General features: G+C 67.8%; 6 protein-coding genes. 1 reads left to right on the plus strand and 5 read right to left on the minus strand.

Annotation, left to right across the window (positions count from 1 at the left end; genetic code table 11):
- Nucleotides 1–5: 5 nt before the first annotated feature.
- From AB4Z44_RS05345 to AB4Z44_RS05355, 3 genes are all read right to left on the minus strand, one after another.
- Nucleotides 6–1,802: a cytochrome c3 family protein gene (locus tag AB4Z44_RS05345; protein ID WP_404713034.1), complete on the minus strand. Its 1,797-nt coding sequence runs from the start codon at nt 1,800–1,802 to the stop codon at nt 6–8.
- 4 nt (nt 1,803–1,806) lie between these two features.
- Nucleotides 1,807–2,670, minus strand: a complete 864-nt coding sequence (locus AB4Z44_RS05350; RefSeq protein ID WP_404713035.1) for a hypothetical protein — start codon at nt 2,668–2,670, stop codon at nt 1,807–1,809.
- A 120-nt stretch (nt 2,671–2,790) separates the two neighbouring features.
- Nucleotides 2,791–5,319 carry a cyclic nucleotide-binding domain-containing protein gene (locus tag AB4Z44_RS05355; protein ID WP_404713036.1) on the minus strand — a complete coding sequence of 843 codons (2,529 nt, stop codon included), beginning with the start codon at nt 5,317–5,319 and terminating at the stop codon, nt 2,791–2,793.
- Between the two features lie 44 nt (nt 5,320–5,363).
- Between AB4Z44_RS05355 and AB4Z44_RS05360 the strand changes: the two genes are divergently transcribed.
- The gene (locus AB4Z44_RS05360; RefSeq protein WP_404713037.1) at nt 5,364–6,287 is read left to right on the plus strand and encodes a tetratricopeptide repeat protein; all 924 of its coding nucleotides are present in this window, start codon (nt 5,364–5,366) and stop codon (nt 6,285–6,287) included.
- A gap of 15 nt (nt 6,288–6,302) precedes the next feature.
- Here AB4Z44_RS05360 and AB4Z44_RS05365 read toward each other — a convergent pair whose 3' ends face one another.
- On the minus strand, nt 6,303–17,003 hold the full coding sequence (locus AB4Z44_RS05365) for a hypothetical protein (RefSeq protein WP_404713038.1): 10,701 nt from the start codon (nt 17,001–17,003) through the stop codon (nt 6,303–6,305).
- The gene (locus tag AB4Z44_RS05370; RefSeq protein ID WP_404713039.1) at nt 17,000–18,793 is read right to left on the minus strand and encodes a ShlB/FhaC/HecB family hemolysin secretion/activation protein; all 1,794 of its coding nucleotides are present in this window, start codon (nt 18,791–18,793) and stop codon (nt 17,000–17,002) included. The genes AB4Z44_RS05365 and AB4Z44_RS05370 overlap by 4 nt, the downstream gene beginning before the upstream one ends.
- Nucleotides 18,794–18,802 lie beyond the last annotated feature (9 nt).

Consider the following 18,802-nt stretch of genomic DNA (forward strand, 5'->3'; position numbering starts at 1 on the left):
CGGCTTCAACTCCCGCTTTTCATGCGCCGCATCGGCGGGGCCTCCCCGGGCGCCGCCCTGCGACGGTCAGCGCTTGCCGGCAGGCTGGGGTCGCGGTGATAGACGTGACACATTGCGCAGCTCGATGCCACGGGCGCGGCGCGCGTCGCATGCTCGCCGGCATGACAGGTGCGGCATTCCGCGATCTTGGGCTGCATGACGTCGCTGGCATCGTTGGACACGTTCGCCGCGTGGCAGCTTGTGCAATTCTGGGTCGCATGCGCGCGGTGATCGAACCAACCGTCGGTGAGATAATGGGTCGGCAGCGTCACCGGCGCGATGCCGTAATCGAGCCCGGCCGGGCGCGACGGCGGCTTAATCGTATGGCAATCGAAGCAGGCACCGCCGCGTGAGAAGAGCGCGCGGATCGCCTGCGGCGCGCCATTTGCGCCCGTCGGGGAGGCGGCGATATCGCCCGGACGGCGGCGTGCCATGCCGGAAAGATTGGCCTGCGCCGTGCCGCCATGCGCGGCGAAATAATCGCGCAACACCGCGCGTGCCTCATCGGGATCGCCATGACGCAACGTGCGCGGCACCCCGTCGTTCGATGCGAAAGCGAGGCTGTGGCAGGATTGGCAATCGGCTTCCATCGTCACCGGCTTAAAGCCGCCCCCGTTAGGATCGGGTTTATGGCAGGCCGCACAATCGAGCCCCTTGCCGTTAGGCGCCTGACCCAGGGTCTGCGCCATTCGCGCCACCCCGTTGACCGCCGAAACATGCAGCGCATGCGGGAATTTCAGCCCGGTTTCCTCGCGTGGATTGGCGTCGAGCGAGGTGCGTGCAAAGCGGGGATATCGGCCCGGCTGGAGCATGATCGCTGGCGTGAATTGCGGATGGTCGGTGCCAAAATCGCTGGCGTTGGGCAGCTTCGTATCGGGCAGCTTGGCCTTCAGCGCGGCATGGCAATCGGCGCAGAATTTCTGCGCGGGCGTCGGCATCGCCTGATCGCCCTGATGCTCGACATGGCAATCGATGCACCGCCCGGCAGGCCGGTTGAAGCTGTGCGCGATCGTCAGGCGCAAACGGCCCACCCAGTCGTCGGGCGCCAGCGCGCGCGCGAGGCGGGCCGGGTCGGCATGGTCATGCGTTTGGGCGTGACAGGTCCGGCACGTCTCGTCACGGACCGAAACGAAAGCCTTGGCATGGCAGGCGGTGCAATTGCGCGCCAATGCCGCGTGCGCGGCCGAGAGCGGCCCGGGCGACCAGCTCGCGTCGGCCACGTGCGAAACCTGGGTAAGCTGAGCCGGCGTAAGGCGGGCGCCTTCGCGCTGGTGGAACGACCAGATCGGCCAGGCGAGGAACATCGCCAGCACCAGGAGCGCGCCCGCCCACGACATGATCCGCCGGCCGGGTATCTTGCCCGCCAATGAGAATGCCGCGCGTTCGCCCCTGGTTTCGATCGACCGCGCAAGCAGCCCGAAACGCTCGGTCAGGATCGCGACGGCTTGCGCATCCGCGTCCCAGGAAATCGTCAGCCGGAAACTGGCGATGCGGATTTCGGCACCGGTCTCCACATCGATCTCTGCGCTCTCGGTCGAGCGGCCGTCGATCGAGAAGGGCAGGCCGGCAATTGCGGTGACCATGATCCGGCGCGGCGCGATGCGATGGATCAAGGCGTGGTGGAGCGCCGCCCCCAGATCCTCGAGGTGGATGTCGCTGGCGGGATCGCGGCCGATCGACAGACGGTCGCTGTCCAGCCGGTGCTCGCGCACGATATCGCGGCCGGTGGCGGATTGGGAAATGGAACGGAGCAGGAAGGCCATGCCGCTACCAGTAGAAAAAGACGGCGACGATATGCGCGATCAGTGCCGCGATCAGCGCGATGGTCATGGGCACATGCACGTATAGCCAGATTTCGAGCAAGGCGCGCAGGTGGAGATGGCGGTGGATCCGCGCAATCAGCCCCTGCTTTTCGCCCAGCAGCGCGCGGACGCGGCCGACTGCGTCGGCGGGCTGGCCGATCGCGACCGCGCCCATCGTCAGTCGGGCTTCGGCAGTCGCTCCGTGCGGCTCGGCCGACGAAAGGCGACGCCACAGGCTGGCGCCGAAGGCGTCCTCATCGAGCGATGCGCGCACGAGATCGGCCGCGCCGCCGGTCAGCGGCTGGGCTGCGCTATGGAGCTGGCGATCGAGCGCGCGCAAAGCCTCCAGCATCTGGGCCTCGGTCAGTTCGCCGCGATTTTCTGACAGCCGCTGGGGCAGAACCGCGTAGACCGTCACCCCGAACAGGCCCGAGAAGATTACCAGCATCATCAGCCCGTAAGCGAGCGTGTGGACGTTCATGCCGAAGTGAAAGCCGGTGTGGAGTGTCCCGACCACGATCAGGCTGAGGCCCAGCCACACATGCGCCGAGGTCCATGCCTTCAACGACCAACGGCCGCGCGTCATCGTTCGTTTGCGTATGCCCAGCGCGGTCAGCCACAGGATCAGCAGCACGCCGATCGTGCCGAGCGTGTAGCCATAGATCGTGTCGCCCTCTGGATGCGGCGAGGGATCGTCGAACGCGTAGATCAGGATGAGGGTAAGGCACAGCAGCGCGGAGACGCGCGCCCAGCGGCCATTGGCATGCCGCAGGAAACTCTCGTGGAGCGATGCGCGTGTACGCCGGGTCTGGCGGGAGCGAGTGGCCATATCAGGCAGCCAAACCTGTCATCCCCGCGAAGGCGGGGATCCATAACCTCCAAACTATCTGGCTCTCACGCTCCAGAGAATATGGATTCCCGCCTTCGCGGGAATGACGGGGAGGCCGGGTCACCGTTCCCCACCCAGACGTGCGACCGTTAAAAATTCCTCGGGTGCCACGCGGATCGCCGCCCCGGTCGGGCAGGCCCGGACGCAGGCGGGACCGCCCTCGATACCCGAACACATGTCGCACTTGATCGCCTTCTTCGGCTTCTCGACCCCGGCCTTTGCGTGCTTTGCCGACCATGTCTTGTCGGGTTCGCCCGGCCCAGGTCCATGTCCGAACAGCATCCACGACAGCAGGCCCGGCTTCTTCGGCGGCACCTTGTCCATGCGGATCACGCCATAGGGGCAGTTGCGCTGGCAATTGCCGCAGCCGATGCAGCTGTCGTCGATGAACACTTCGCCATCCGGCCCGCGATGGATCGCGTTGGGCGGGCAATCGGCCATGCAATGCGGATGCTCGCAATGGCGGCATGAGGTGGGGACGTGGAGATGGGCGTAGGTCCGCCCCGCCTCGCGATCGAGCCGCGACAGGCCTTCGTGGCTGTCGGCGCAGGCTTTTTCGCAATTGTCGCAGCCGACGCACAGTTTCTCGTCGATCAGCAGCACGTCGGTCGCCTCGCCGATGCCGTTGTCGATCAGGAAGCCCGCGACGCTGGAATAGAGATCGACCGCGCTGGCGAAGCTCTCGCGCCGATCCTCGATGAAGGCGTTGAGCTTGCGGCGCGAGACCATGTCGGTCGCGGCGCGCTCGCGCAGCGCCGGGTTGCGCGCCAGCAGCCTGGCGAAGGCGGGGCCATCGATGCGGATCACCTCGGACTTGATCGCCGCGCGCACGGTCGCAGTGCGGGCCGATCCGTCGATCAGCGCCATCTCGCCAACATAGCTGCCGGCGGGGAGGTAGGAGAGGAAGATCGGTTTGCCGCCGATCAGCTTCTCGACGATCATCGATCCCGATCGGATGACGAAGATGTCGTTGGCGTCGTCGCCCTCGCGGATGATCGTCTCGCCGGCGCGGATCGACTGGATCTCGGATTTCTCCAGCACATCGACCAGGTCGGCGGGCTGCAGGCCCGATCCGAACATCTGGAGCAATTGCCGCTCGGTCGAGATGCGGGTGATCGCGCGGCCGGCGGCGGGCACCTGCGCCATCAGCTTGCGCGCGGCCGAGCGCGGGGTTTCGAGCAGGATCGCGTCCTGCGCGGCGCGCACGGTCGAGCCGCGCCGGCGGCCCGAAATCAGGCCTACTTCTCCGAAGATCGAGCCCTTCGGGATGGCGACCTGTCGGCCGCCGCCGACATCGACCGCTACCGATCCGCCGGCGATGGCGAGCAGTGACGATCCCGGATCGTTGCGGTTGAAGACGATCTCGCCGGCCGGCACAATCCGCACTTCGGTGTCCAGCATGAACTCGCGCATCTGCAGAGGCGAGAGATCGTTCAGGATGGTGACCGTGGTGCGCAGATAATCGAGCCATCCGGCGACGCTCTGGCCATAAGGCATGTTCGCGAAGCGGGCCTCGAGGATCGGTTCGTCGGCGGGCTTCAGCTCGGTATTGCCGGTGATGAACTCGATGACGTCATAGCCCTGGTTCATGCAATGCTTGATCAGCGGATAGCCGGCGAGCGCGCCGATCACGTAGATGCCGGGCACGGTCGATTCGAACGTCGGTGAAAGTTTCGGGTAGGAGACCCGATCGGCGCTGGTGAATTCGATACCGGTGCCGGCGATGATCGCCTTGCGCCCATCCTTGCTCTCGAATTCGGCGCAGCAGGCCTCGACGAAGCTGCGCGGCGGCGCCGAGCCCATGCGGGCGATGACGCGATCGCACCGCACCTCGATCTCGCCGTCGCGGGCGTCGAAGCGGATGCGGCCCTTGCGAATTTCCGACGTGGTCGTCTCGCGCATCACGGTTACGCGGCCCTCCGCCTCGGCGGCGAGCAGCGCCTTGACGTTGGCGTCCTTGGCGGTCGAGAATTCGGCGCCGCGATTGACGAGCGTGACCGTATTGCGCTGCGCCGCATCCGCGGCAAGGCCGAGCGCATTCTCTATGCCGGCATCGCCGCCGCCGATCACGACGATATGCTCGTCGATATATTCGGCGGGATCGTCGAGCGTATATTGCACCACCGCGCCTTCGCCGACCGGGCATCGCACCAGATTGGGATTGCCCTGGGTGCCGATCGCCAGCACGATCGTCTCGGCGCGGACGATGCGGCCATCGGTGATGGAGATCGTCAAATCGCCGGCCACACCGCTGATCGCCTTTACCTCGGCATCGAACATCACGTTGACGCCGCTGGCGGCAATCCCCTCGTTCCAGGTGCCGAGTATGGTTTCGCGCTTGCCCGCCTCGAACGACAGATCCGAGCGCAGCACGAGCTGGCTCGGGGTCGCCATGACGTGCTTGCCCTTCTGATATTTGTAGATCGTGTCGGAAAGGTGATCGGTCTTCTCGATCAAGACATGATCGAGCCCGCGGGCCGCAGCATGCGCGGCCGCGCTGAGGCCAGCCGGCCCCGATCCGATGATGGCGACACGATGTCGCTCCGTCAAAACCCCAACCCCCACGCGTTGCCCCGGACGCCCTAGCATCTTCGGGCGCGGACGCTAGAGCATGCGCGAGCAGGCAGGAAGGCATGGATAAGATACAATCGACCAGGCCGATCCGGATCGGTCGTTATGCGCTGGTGACTGCGGCATTGGTGGCGATCCTCGCCGTCGCTTTGCGCTATCGGCATCCCGCAGGAGAATCACCGGCGCCCGAACCCGCAGCTATGCCGGGCGAGCATGCGGTCGCGCCGATGATCGCGGCCCTGGAGGCTAAGCTCAAGGCGAATCCGGGCGATCTGCCGGGCTGGCGGATGCTCGGCCAATCCTATTTCGCGCAAGGGCGTTTTGCCGAGGCGAGCAAAGCGATGGCGCGCGCGACGGCGCTGGCGCCGCAGAGCGCGGACGATTGGTCGGCATTGGGCGAGGCGCTGGTCTATGCGCACCGCAACGGGGTCGATGCCGACGCTGTGCACGCCTTCGAGCGCGCCGTTGCGATCGACCCGAAGGATGCCCGTGCCCGTTATTTCCTGGGCGTGCGCAAGGATCTGGCCGGCGATCACAAAGGTGCGATCGATGACTGGATCGCATTGCTCCGGGATGCGCCGCCGGGCGCGGCGTGGGCGCAATCGGTGCGCACCTTGATCGATCAGGTTGCCACGCGCGAGAAGATCGATGTGAGCGGGCGCGTGCCTGCACCGGTTGCTGCTCCGGCGCAGGATGTCGCGACCGACGCGATTCCCGGCCCATCGCCGATGCAGATGACCGATGCGGCGCGGCTCAGCCCATCGGAGCAGGACAAGATGGCGCGGGCGATGGTCGATCGGCTGGCCGCCCGGCTGGCGCAGAATCCGCACGATCTGGATGGCTGGGCGAGGCTGATGCGCGCGCGGCTGGTGCTGGACGATCGTGCCGGGGCGGGGCAGGCTTATGCCTCGGCGCGACAGGCGTTCGCGGGGGACGCAGGTGCCCTGGCCCAGTTGAAGGACGCTGCCGCGGCGCTTGGCTTGTAGCAACCTTCCCAGCCGTCAGCGCCCGCCATTGTTATTGATATTGCCCACGCCGATCGCCGGTTGATCGATCCACAGATCGTCGTTCGGGGTTCCGGTGACGGGCTCGTCAATGATCGAGCCGAAGCCGTAGGGGTTCGCCCGCACGATCGTGATCAGCGGCCGGTTGATGCCCGCCCCGCTCTTGGCGGCGCTGCCGTCCTTCGACTTCTTGTCGTCATCGCCATTCGATCCGTCGTCCAGCATGCCGATCACATCCTGCTGGGGGAGGATCAGGCCGAGCAGGGTTTCGGTTGAGGGCGTGGTGTTGCAGCCGGTGCTGACGAGGCACCCATTGACTGTTGAACCGTTGGCGAGGACCGGCGTGAAGCTGCCGTCCGCCGCCGCGACGCGGATCAGCCCGGCGAAAGCGGCGCTGCTCAATTGGCGGCCGTTCAGGATGATCTCGGGCGTGCCGGGGGCCGTGACGCCAATGTCGATCCCGCCCGCGCCCGCGGTAATTCCGCGCCGATCCTCCGGCGCGGTGCCGCCGCTATTCTGGACATCGAGTATGGTCGCGATGCGGAACGCCAGCCGATTGGCGGCGAGATAGCCCTGATCGGTCACCGGCCCGTCATTCGTCGCGAGCCGGCTGCTGCGGGCGTCGGTGCCGCTGATCGAGGCCAGATCGGTCAACGCGCTCTGGCTCGCGACGATGATCCGCTGGGCGGCGAGCATCAGGTCGCCTGTCGCGGTGCCGCCGCTATCGGTCATCAGGATCGCGCCGGTCGGCGTCACGACGTCGATCTCCGGGCCGGCGATGATGCTCGCGCTGTTGGTCGGGGCGAGATCGGTCAGTTGCAACTTACCGCTGATGCGGACGCGGCCGGGGGTGTTGATCGTGAAGCTGCCGATGGAGGTGAGGTTGGCCAAGGTCCCGGTGGCGGTGCCGGTCGAGCCGTGCAGGGTGAGATCGTTGATCGTCACATCGGGATTGGCGGCGCTCCCATCGGCGGCGGCGGGCAGGTTGAGCGTGATCGCGTCGGCCTGAACGCGGCCGAGGCCGGCTGCGGTGAGCAGATAGCCGTCGCCGCTCGTGCCGCCGACGAAGCTGCGGCGGGTGCCATTGTTGGTGAAGGTGACGGCGGTGGTGGCGCCGGCCTGGCCGATGCGAGCACTGGCGCCGATGGTGATGCCGCGCGTGGCGAAACTTATCGTCCGGCCGATCACGCTGCCGGTCACGTTGGCGCTGGCGGCGCTGACCCTGATCGCGCCGCCGGTGCCGATCGTACCGTCCAATGTGGCCGCCGTCGCGGCATCGATGGCGATATCGCCCGAGTTGGTCGCCGTCGCGGTCAGGCTGCGCAAGGTCTGCACGCCGCCGACGCTCGCGTCATGAACATTGACTGCCCCGCCGGTGCTGACGAGGCTGATCGATCGCGTGGCCGATCCCGAGAGCAAGGTCAGATCGCCCGCTGCCCGGGCGATGAGATCGCCGGCGGAGGCGGTGGCGCTGGTCAAGGTCAGCGCGCCCGGCGCGGTGAGATCGATGCTGCTTCCGGCAGCGGTGACTCCGCCCCCCGCGCTGATATCGCCCGACAGGATCGCGCCGGTCGCGATCAGGTGGGCGGCGCCGGTCGCCGACAGGTGCGTGCCGGTGATGCCACCGTTGAGCGCGGTCAGCGTGAGGTCGCCGCCGGTGGCGGTCGCATTCGTCAGCGAGAGGCTATTCGCCGCCTGGATCGTCACGCTACGTCCGGTGGCCGAGAACAAGCCGGCGACAGCCGCATCCTGATGGATGGTGAGGGCGTCGGCGGCTGTCAGGGTGGCGCCGCTGCCGGCGGTAAGCGTGTCGATTGCGACGCTGCCGCCGCTGGTCAAGGCGACGCTTCCGGTCGCGCCGCCATCACCCAGGGTCAGGCCGTTCCCCGTGTGGACGACCAGATCGCCGGCATTGGCATGCGCGCTGGTGAGGCTCAGCGGGCCAGTCGAAGTCAGCGCGACGCGGCCGCCCGAGACCTTGAACGCACCGGTGACGGCGATGTCGGTCGTGATGGCGAGACTACCGCCGGCTTTCAGTGTCGCGCCACTGGATGCGGCGATGCTGTTGCCCTCCAGCATGCCACTGGAGGCGGAAAGCGTAAGCGTGCGACCCGAGATGCTGGTGAAGCCGATGTCGGTCGCCGCGTCGATGCTGACATCGCCCTTGGCGCTGATCGCGCCGGTCGAGATTGCGCCGCCGCTGCTGGCGAGATCGATCGTGCCATTGCCATTCAGGTCGCCGAGGGTAAGCGTGGCGGCAGAGCGAAGTGACAGGTCGCCTCCGGCGGCGATCGACCCGTTCAAACTGCCTTGCAGGCTTGTCGCCCGGACCGCCCCGGTCGCGCCGCCGGCGGTGATGACGAGATTGCCGGCCGCCGTGATGTCCAGATCGCCGGCGGTGGCGAGCGCCGCGGCGACCTTGAGTGAGCCCGGTGCCGCGAGCATTACACTGGTGCCGCTTGCGGTGACTCCGGCCAATCCCGTGACGAGACCGGATGCGTTGACGAGGCCGTTGCTGGACCGGATATCGATGCCGCCGCTCGCTATGCCTTGCGCGAGCGTGAGATCGCCGCCGCTGCGTAGCTGGATAGAGCCATTGGTCGCCCCGACATGCGCCAGCGCCAGTGCGCCGACGCTGGTCAGCGTGACACCGCTGCCGTCGACCGAACTGCCCGATCCGGTCGCGAAATCGGTGCCGATCGATATTGCATCGCTCGCAAGCAGCGTCGCCGCCCCGGTGGAGGTTAGGGTGCCGCCGCTGATCGCGTTACCCTGCGCACCACCCTGCGCGGTTAATTGGACGGTGCCACCGCTAATTTTGGTAAAGGCGAGGCCGCCGGTCGCGACCGCCTTGAACAGTCCGCCAGTGCTCACCGTACCGATCGTGATGCCGCTGCCGGTGAGTTGGACGCCGCCAGTCGCGCTGCCCGAGGTGAGGGTCAGCGCGCCACCGTCGTGGATTACGAGGTCGCCGGCCGTGGCGACGGCGTCGTGTACGGTGAGCGCGCCGGGCGCGGTGAGCGCGACGCTACGGCCGGCGACGTCGAACTGCCCCGCGACCGTAACGGTGTTACCGATGACGAGCACGCCGCCGGCGTTGAGCGTTGCGTCACCGGCTGCGGTAATGCCGCTTCCTGTCAGCGTCCCGCCGGTGGCGGTGAGCGTCAGCACGTTGCCGGAAACGGTGGTGAAGCCGAAATTGGTCGCGGCGGTCACCTTGATATCGCCACCCGCGCTGATGGCGCCGGCGCCGATCGCCCCCGCCGTGCTGGCAAGATCGATAGTGCCGGTGACGGTGAGGTTGCCGATTGTGAGGTCGTTCGCCGCACGCAGCAGCAGATCGCTGCCGGGCGTAAGTGTCGTCGCGGAAAGGCTGCCTTTCGCGCTGCTCAGCCGGATCGCGCCGCTTGCCGATGCACCGGTGACGGTCAGATTGCCGGTCGTGTCTACAATGAGATCGCCAGCAGTGGCAGCGGCGTTTGCGACCGTCAGCGCGCCGATGGAGCCCAGGGTCACGCCGGTACCTCGCGCCGTCACGCCGGGCGATCCAGCACTGAGGCCCGTGGCGCTGATGAGGCCATTGGCCGACCGTATATCGATCGCACCGGATGAACTTGCGTCGGCGAGCGTGAGGTCGCCGAGGCTGTGCAGGGTGATATCGCCGCCGCTCGCGCCGACATGCGCCAGGCTCAGCCCACCGAGGCTGGTCAGCGAGACGCTGGAGCCATCCACCCGGCTGCCCGAACCTGCGTTGAAATCGGTGCTCACGGTGGCGCCGTCGCCCGCTAACAATGTGGCAGGGCCGGTCGATGTGAGGATGGCACCGCTGATGGCGTTGCTCTGTTGCCCGCCCTGCGCGGTAAGTTGGACAGTGCCGCCGCTGACGTTCGTGAAGCCGAGATTGCCGGTCGCGACGGCCTTGAACAAACCGCCCGCACTGGCGGTGCCAATCTCAATGCCGCTGCCGGTCAGGTCGACTCCGCCGGTAGCGCTGCCCGACGTAAGGGTCAGAGCGCCGCCGTCGTGAATCACGAGATCGCCGGCGGTGGCGATCGCGCTCGTCACGGTGAGCGGGCCGGCAGCGGTGAGGGTCACCGCTGTGCCGCGTGCGATGAGCCCGCCACCCGCGGTGAAGCCAGACGCATTCACCGCGCCGCCCGTCGATTGGATATCGAGCGTGCCGGTCGCGTTCGCCTGGGTGAGCGTGAGAGCCCCTGTGCTGCGCAGCGTGATCCCACCATTGGTGGCGATGATGTTGGCAGGCGCGAGCGCGCCGGTCGTGGTCAGCGCGACGCTGGCGCCCGTCGCGGAGAGCGGGCCGGCGACGGCGACATTGGTGTCTACGTTCAGCGCGCCGCCGGCGACGAGCGTTGCGCCGTCGCTCGCGCCGATGCTGTTGCCGCTCAGCGTGCCGCTGGTCGCGGTCAGGCTCAGCGTGCTACCCGAAACAGTGGTGAAGCCGAGATTGGTCGCAGCCTGGGCCGAGACGGTACCGCCGGCGGTGATCGGCCCGATATCGATGGCCCCCGCGCTGCTCGCCAGATCGAGCGATCCGGACAGGGTCAGCCCGCTTAGCGACAGGCTGTCATGCGCGTGCAGCAGAAAATCGCTGCCGATCGACAGCGAGCCGAAGGTCACGGCGCCATTGTTGCTGATCAGGCGGATCGCGCCTGTGGCCGATCCGCTGGTAACGGCCAGGTTGCCGCCGGTCGTGACGGCGAGATCACCCGCGGTCGCGGTGGCGCTCGCCACGGTAAGCGGGCCGGCGGCGCCCAGCGTTACGCTGGTGCCGCGGGCGGTTACGCCGGGCGAGCCGGTAACGAGACCGGTGGCGTTGATCAGGCCGTTGGTTGACTGGATGTCGATCGCGCCGGTCGCGTTCGCATCGGTCAGGGTGAGATCGCCGCCGCTGCGCAGGGTGATGCCGCCCCCGGTCGCGCCGATATGCGCCGGCGCGAGCGCGCCGATGCTCGTCAGTGAGACGCTGCGGCCGTCGATCGAACTGCCGGCACCGGTCGCGAAATCGGTGCTGACGGTTATCGCATCGCCGGCGAGCAGCGTCGCCGTGCCGGCGGAGGTGAGGGTGCCGCCGCTGATCGCATTGCCCTGCGCGCTACCCTGCGCGGTCAACTGGACGGTGTTGCCGCCGATGCTGGTGAAGGCAAGGTCACCAGTCGCGACCGCTTTGAACAGTCCGCCAGCGCTCGCCGTGCCGATGGTGATGCCGCTGCCGGTGAGATCGACACCGCCGGTCGCGCTGCCGGATGTGAGGGTCAGCGCGCCTGCGTTGTGAATCACCAGATCGCCGGCCGTGGCCACGCCGCTCGCGATGCTGGTGGCATTCCCCAACGTCAGCGCGACGCTGCCGCCCTGCACGCTGATCGCACCGCCCGCGGTGAGATTGGTGTCGACCTGCAGCAGTCCGGCGGCGTTGAGGCCGAGCGTCGTCTGCGCCGAAAGGCTGCCGGCGCCGAGATTGCCTCCGCTGGTGAGCGAAAGCGCGCCCGCGGCGCTGGCGCTGGGGACGGTCAACGCGCCGGCCGCATTGACATCGACATCGCCGCTCGTGCCGATCAGGCTCGCGAAGGTCAGCGCACCGAGGCTCTTGATCGATACGCTGGCGCCCTGCGCGCTGACCGCGCCGGCCGAGGCCAGGTCGGTCGTCACCTGCACCGCGCCGCTGCCATTCAGGCTGACCGGGCCGGCCGAAGCGAGCTGGCCGATGGTGATGGCGCGGCCGCTGATCGAGGCGCTGGCGGCGCTGCCGATCGTGCTCGCCGAACCGTCGGTGATGGAAACGTCGGCGGTGCTGCCCGAAGCGAGATGGAGCGCGACGCCGTTCGCGGTCTTGAGGCGGTTGATCGAGATACCAATGGCGTTGATATCGAGCGGCCCGGCGCCGGCCTGGAGCGTGCCGAGCACCGTGAAGGCGCCGTTGAGCGATACGGGTGAGAGCGAAGAACCGGGGCTGGCGATCCGCCCGGCCGCGATCGCATCGGACAGGCTCACATAGCGTCCAACCGAAAGGAGCAGATTGCCGCCGGCCTGCGCACTGAGCGCCGGCGCCGCGACCAGATAGGTCGAGAGCAGGAGATCGCCCGCCGTGGTGAGTGTCGTATTTCCCGCCGTCGATATCGACCCTGTGCCCACCGTCGTCAGGGAGCCCTGACCTGTGGAATGGATCGTGATCGGTGCCTGGGAGTTGCCCAATACCATGAGATCGCGCGCCCGGAGGTTCAGCGCGCCCGCATCGATGTTGCCGGCCAGCACCAGGTTCGCCGGCGTGGCGCCGGTCTGGCCGATATCGAGTGCGCCCGTGAGCGTCACCCCACCGAGACAGATCGAACCGCCGGTGCAATTGCCGAAGAGCTGGCCGCCGTCACTGTCGAGCGGCGATCCGTTGAACGGGACGGTCACCAGGGTGGTGGTGAGCGAGCCGCCCCTGATCGTGCCACTATCCGCCTGAATGGCATCCGCGGTGAGGGTGACCGGGGCGGCGAAGCCGTCGAGCGTCCCATCGAGGATGATCGAATGCACGCTGGGCTGGGGCGTCTCGCCACCACCGGCCGTAAGCGCGAGCGATCCGCTGTTCGCGTTGAGCGGCACCGCGGCGCCCGTGACGTTGGCACCGGCGCGAACGAGTATGTCATTTCCGGCGACAAGCTGCGTGAGGTTGTTCGACCGAACCGTGGCGCCGCCCGCGACGATGATATCGCCGCTGGCGGACAGGTTTACGGTGCCGGAGGCGGTCGCTCGCTGATTGATCGTGATATCAGCCGCATGCATGCTATCGCCCGCGTTGATGCTGACGCGGGCATGGCTGGGATCGAGCGTGCCAGTTGCGCCGAGGACCGCCGTGCCCGAACTGAACACTCCACCGATCTGGACGCCCTGAACGCCGGTCAGATTAACGACATCGCCCGAGGTGGCGGAATCGAGCGTGATCGCGCCGGTTGCGTTGATCGACAGCGAGGTCGTCGTGTCGATGGACGTGCCTGCGCCGCTGGTGAAATCGCCGACCGAGAAGGTCGCGTTGGCGGCGTGCAGCGTCTGCCCGGCGGGCTGACTGTGGGACAGAGTGACGGTGCCGGGCGTGGTGACAGTGAGGTCGCCGTCGACGGCGATCCCGCCGGCGCCGCTGGCCGTCAAACTCAGGTTGCCTGATGTCCGAAACTGCGTCGTGCCGAGGCTATGGACCTGGGCGCCGAGCCCGCTGACGGCGATACGCTCGGCGGTCGTCGCGTCGCCCAGCGCATGGGCATCGAGGCTGGCGAACGTAATGCCGCTGGCCGATGCCTGGATGGTGATGCCGCCCGCGCCGGCAACGCTGCCCGGCACGCCGTCGACCGACAGCGTCGTATCGGCCAGCGACAGGCCTTGCCCGCCGGTGGTCGTCAACCCGATCAGGCCGCCAAAACCTCCGCCGGTGCTGCCGATCCCCGATGCATCGAGATCGACCGCGCCCGTGAACTGGATCGCCCCGCTGCTGGTCAGCTGGATATTGCCACCCGATACCGATGCGTTCGCGTCACCGCCGGTACCGGCGGCGCCGATCGTCAGCGCGCCGCCGGTGATCGTGCCGCCGCTTGCCACGATCTGGGCGAGGCCGGCCGCGCCCTGGCCGCCGATCGCCGCATTGCCGCCGCCAGCGGCGCCAACGAGCAGCGAGGTCGAAGTGGGCAGGGTGATCGTTGCCGTATCGTCGGCCTCGATCTGGATCGATCCGCCGGTGGCCGCCCCGCCGACATTGACGCCGTGTGCGTTGCTGCCGCCCTTCGCGCTGGCATCGGCGACGATCTGCGCGCCGCTGAAGGTGATTCGGCTGCTATCCTGCGCCTGGATCAGGATCTGGCCGGCCTTGCCGCTGTTCGCGTCGATATAGCCGTCGCCGCCACGTCCCGCCGCGGAAAGCGATGCTTCGCTGGCGGACAGCATGCCGGAGCCCGACGCCTTGAGCGTGATCGATCCGCCCTGGCCGGCGCCGGCCTCGAGCAAGGTGGTCGATGCCTCGCTCACCTTGCCTATGCCCGATGCGTCGAGGGAGAGCGTCCCGAGCGAGAGAGACCCGCCGCTCGTTTGGGTCAGGATCGATCCGCCTGTGGCGTTTCCGGCGCTCCCCCGGAAATTGTCCCCGCGATTGCCGCCGATCCCACGTAGCGCGGTTGCCGCCAGCGACGAGGTCGAAAAAGAGACATCGCCGCCCGTCTGCGCGATTTCGATCGCGCCGCCGGTCGCGCTGCCGCCGGCATTGGTGACGGCCTGGTTGGTATAATCGCCGCCGTCGCCGCCGGCGGCTGTGGCATCGATCGTCAGCCGATCGAGCTGGACCGACGCGCCCGTGCCGATCTGCAGCCGCGCGACGGTGTTGGCGAGGTGCCCGGCAGCGCCGCCATTGCCGCTGTTGCCCATTTCCGACGATCCGCCGTTGCCCCCGACCGCGCTGGTGTGGATCGAAAAGCTGTTGCCCCCCTCGCCGGAAAGGAGGAGGCTCGTGCCCGCTACCTGGATGCGCGCGTCACCACCCATCGCGGCGCCGCCACTGCCGGCATTGCCTGTACCGCTCGATTGGCCCCCCTCGCCGATCAGGGCATCGCCGCCCTGACCACCCGTGGCGCTCGCAAATGCGCTGCTGTCGCCGATGGTCGCCGTACCGCCGCTCAGGTCGATCAGCGCGGTTCCGCCGGTGCCGCTGCCGCCGTCGCCGCCGTTGGAATAGCCCCCCTGGACCTGGCTTGGACCGGCGCCGATCAGGCCGGCGCCTCCCTGGGCGGAGGCGATCGCGAGCAGTTGCGGGGCGGCGATCGTGCCGGCGGACATGGTGACCCGCGCGGTGCCGCCCAGGCCCGCGCCACCCGTCGCGCCGGCGGCATAATAAAGGAGGTCGCCATCGTAACAATAATAGCAGCTCCCCGCGCCGCCGGTGCCGGTCGCGCTGGCAATGATGCTCGTATTCGCCGCCAGGGAAGGCGACGTGGACGCTCCCTTCAGCAGCCTGATTTCCGCGGTGCCGCCGTAGCCGGCGCCTGACGCGGCCTCGATGCTCTCCGATCCGCCGCCCAGACCGTTGGCCGTGGCAAGCACGGTGCTGCCGAGGATCGAACCGCCGTTCATGACGATCGAGGCCGTGCCGGCGTTGCCGTCGCCGCCGCCGACATAGCCGCCGCCGCCGAGCCCATCAGCCGTCACGACGATCGGGCCTGCGCTCAGGACGGTGTTGCCATTCTTGCCGCCGTTGATCGTTCCGTCGTTCACGGTCAGCGTCGCCGTGCCGCCCGTACCCGACGTTCCGTTCTGCTGCTCGACTGCCTGGCCGAGCGGCGAGTAGCCTTGCCCGCTCGCATCGACGGTGAGCGCGCCTCTGATCGCGAGCGTGGCACCCGATCCGATCGTGAGCGATGCGGTGCCGCTCTCCTGACTGCCGATATTTGGATCGGTCAGCCCCCAGCCTTGCAGCGCGAGATCGCCGCCCACCGTAGCGGTTCGCCCCGCCGCGATCGTCATCGACGCGTCGTAGACGCCGCGCAGCGTGGCATTGCCCGCGAAGGTCAGGTCGGCCTGCGCGGAATCGACCGTCAGATGGCTTGCGACCGCGGTGACGTTGTTGCTGAAGCTCGCGTCGCTGATCTTGATCGTGCCGGGCAGATCGATCTTGCTGGTGGAGGTGAACGTGCCGTTGTTGACCGTGGTGCCGCCCCCGGCGAGCAGGAGCGTCCCGTCAGACAGCGTGGTCGCCGACTGGGCGGTGTCGTAGCCGATCGACCCGCTGATCAGCATCGTCACGGCATCGTTCTTGGGAACGGTGACCATGTAGACGTTGCGCCTGCGGTCGGACGCGTCGGTCGCGGGGCCACCGGTCGATCCCGTATGCGTGATGCCGACACCATCGGTCCCGGTCGTGATCGATATGCCGAACAGGCCGCCGTTGAGCGGCAGGCTCATGTCGACGGCCTCGGCCCCGACATAGGCGATCTCGCCGTTGGCGCGGACCGTACCCCCTTGGACGATATGCGGCGCGATCAGGGCGACGTAATTGGAGGCGTTGATCTGCGCGCCGGGGCTGATCGTGATCGTCCCGCTGCGGCCTTGTTCGACGTTGAAGCTCTGGCTCTGATTGTCGAATTCATGATTATAACCGTCTTGCGACTGGGGATCGTACGCGCCGTCGGGGCGGTTGGCCGTCAGCAGCAGGCTGCCGACATCGAACCGGGCATTCGCCCCGACGAGAAATCCGTTACGGCTGTAGAACCAGACGGCGCCGCCGGTCGTCATCCCGTTGGCGCCGTCGGAAACCTTGCTCTGGACCGTGCCGTTGAGGCCGATAACGCGCGATCCCGGCGCGTTCACGATGTTGAGAACCGTGAAATCGGTCAGGAACGTGCTGCTGAACGTTGCGGTCGTGCCCACGGGCTGGAAATCGACCGGCGCGGTGGCGTTGATATCGGCGTCGCTCGGATTCCACTCGATGATCGCGCGGTTACCGAAGATGTTGACGTCGGTGGTGGTCGCCGTGGTGGAGATGTTGGCGTTGACGCTGGTGGCGACGCTGCCTTGGAAGCTGCCCGACGCAGCCCAGCCCGGAGGCGCCAGGCACAGGGCCGCGGCCAGCGCACCAATCCCACCGGTCGCCATCAATTCGATCCGCTTGCGGCTGGCCGAGAGCCGGCGCGGGCGCGGATAGAAAGGGTCGCGGCGCTTCATCGGATGGTCCATGGCAAAAGCCGCGTGGTCAGCGAGAGGAGGACGCGAGCGCCTTCCTTGCGTTCTTGCGTCGCGGGGCGATGCAGTGGTGCCGCGCCGAGCAGATCGATCCGCGCATGATCGCCCCAGGCGATGCGGATGCCCGCGCCGGCGGAGAGCAGCCGGTCGCGTTCGGTCACCGCGCTGGTGGCGTCATGGTTCCACACCCAGGCTGCATCGACGAAGCCGTAGGGCTGGAAGGCGAGCGACCGGCTGCTGCCCGGCGTGACCTCGCCGAAGCGTATTTCCGCCGACGCGCCGGCACCGCTGTCGCCGACGACCGCGCCCGGATCATAGCCACGCCCGATCGTGTAATTGCCGCCCGAATATTGCTCGTAGGAGAGCAAGGGCGTGAACGAATATTGCAACCGCGGGCTCAGCGCGAACGAGATATAACCGCCAGGGCGCAGTTCGGCCTGGCCGCTGAACCGCACCAGCGTACCCTGCGGGTTGCCTTGGATGCGACTTGGCGTCGGTCGCACCGTGCAGGCCACGTAAGGCGCCGGCCCGCAATCCCGGGTTGCGTCGAGGATGCCGAGCCCGTGGCGGAATTCCAGCGAACCTGTCAGCCGCCAGCGCGGCGCCACCGCCGACAGGCCGCGCAGACCGGCGATGCTGTCGGGATCGACGGCCCCGAAATCGAGCCGCGCATAAGCGACGCGCAGACGATCGCGCGTCAATGCATTGTCGAGAAAATCGAGGTCCTGATTGATGAGGTCGATGCCGCCGGCACCGCGCACGTCGATCGACTGGCTGCGGCGGAAGGGATAGCTTGCCTCCAGCGACGCCACCAGGGTGCGCGATTTCAGCGGATGCTCGTCGAAGCCGAGATCGGGCCGCGTCCAGGCGTATGTGAAGCGCCCCCCCAGCGTGAGTCCTTCGCCACCGACGCGAACGTCATAGCCCGCCTGCAACACGGTCTGCTCGTGCGTCTGGACGGTGTTGAACAGGCCGAGCGTAAGCCGGTCGCCCATGCCGATCACGTCATTGGCCTGGCCGGTCAGCAAGGCCCCCCAGCGGCCGACCGAATGCGAGCCGTAATTCTGGATGTTGGCGCTCAGCATGAACGGCTGGCGGGTGACGCTGACCTCGCCGACGACTTCGCCCGGCACGGTTCCGGCCGGGCGCAGCACCAGATGGACGTCATAGCCGGGCAGATCGCGCGCCAGCAGCAGATAGCGTTCGGCATCCTTTTCGTTGAACAAGGGCTGGCCGACCAGCTTGTCGAGGTACGCGGCGAGGAGCCGTTCCGATCGCCCGGCATTGCCGCGCACCTGGACGCGGACGAGTTTGGCCATCAGCACATCGAAGTGGACGATGCCGTCGGCGATATGCTGCGGCGGCACCTGCACCGCGGCAAGATAGCCCGCGCGGCGCAGGATCGTCGCAGCGGCGTCGCGCATCTCGCAAATCGTCGCGATCGGCACGGTCTTGCCGATCAGCGATTCATAGGCGGGTGCGAGCGCTTCGGGTGGAAGCCCGCGCAGATTGTCGAACTGGGCGCCCTTGATGGTGAGCGTGACGTTGGCGAAACGCGGTTCGCCGAGCGGGCAGGGCGCGCGTTCGACCCCGCCTTCGACGGTCAGACGCGATGGCGGGAGCGCCGATGGCGCAGCGTTGCCACGCTGCACCTCTTCGCGCGTCGGCGGGGCGATCGATGTAGAGGGCACGGTCTGGGCGAAAGCCGGCATTGCCAGCGCGACCAGCCCCAGACCGCCGATCTGCTTCGTGACCCCCATCAGAATGTTCACCCCCCGGTT

The sequence above is a fragment of the Sphingomonas sp. MMS24-J13 genome (assembly GCF_044905095.1).
Classification (GTDB): Bacteria; Pseudomonadota; Alphaproteobacteria; order Sphingomonadales; family Sphingomonadaceae; genus Sphingomonas_I.

Bases quoted from the DNA above. Each gene is read 5' to 3' on its own strand.
- AB4Z44_RS05350 (WP_404713035.1), bottom strand. From the start codon at position 2,670: ATGGCCACTCGCTCCCGCCAGACCCGGCGTACACGCGCATCGCTCCAC.
- AB4Z44_RS05365 (WP_404713038.1), bottom strand. From the start codon at position 17,003: ATGAAGCGCCGCGACCCTTTCTATCCGCGCCCGCGCCGGCTCTCGGCC.
- AB4Z44_RS05345 (WP_404713034.1), bottom strand. From the start codon at position 1,802: ATGGCCTTCCTGCTCCGTTCCATTTCCCAATCCGCCACCGGCCGCGAT.
- AB4Z44_RS05360 (WP_404713037.1), top strand. From the start codon at position 5,364: ATGGATAAGATACAATCGACCAGGCCGATCCGGATCGGTCGTTATGCG.
- AB4Z44_RS05355 (WP_404713036.1), bottom strand. From the start codon at position 5,319: ATGCTAGGGCGTCCGGGGCAACGCGTGGGGGTTGGGGTTTTGACGGAG.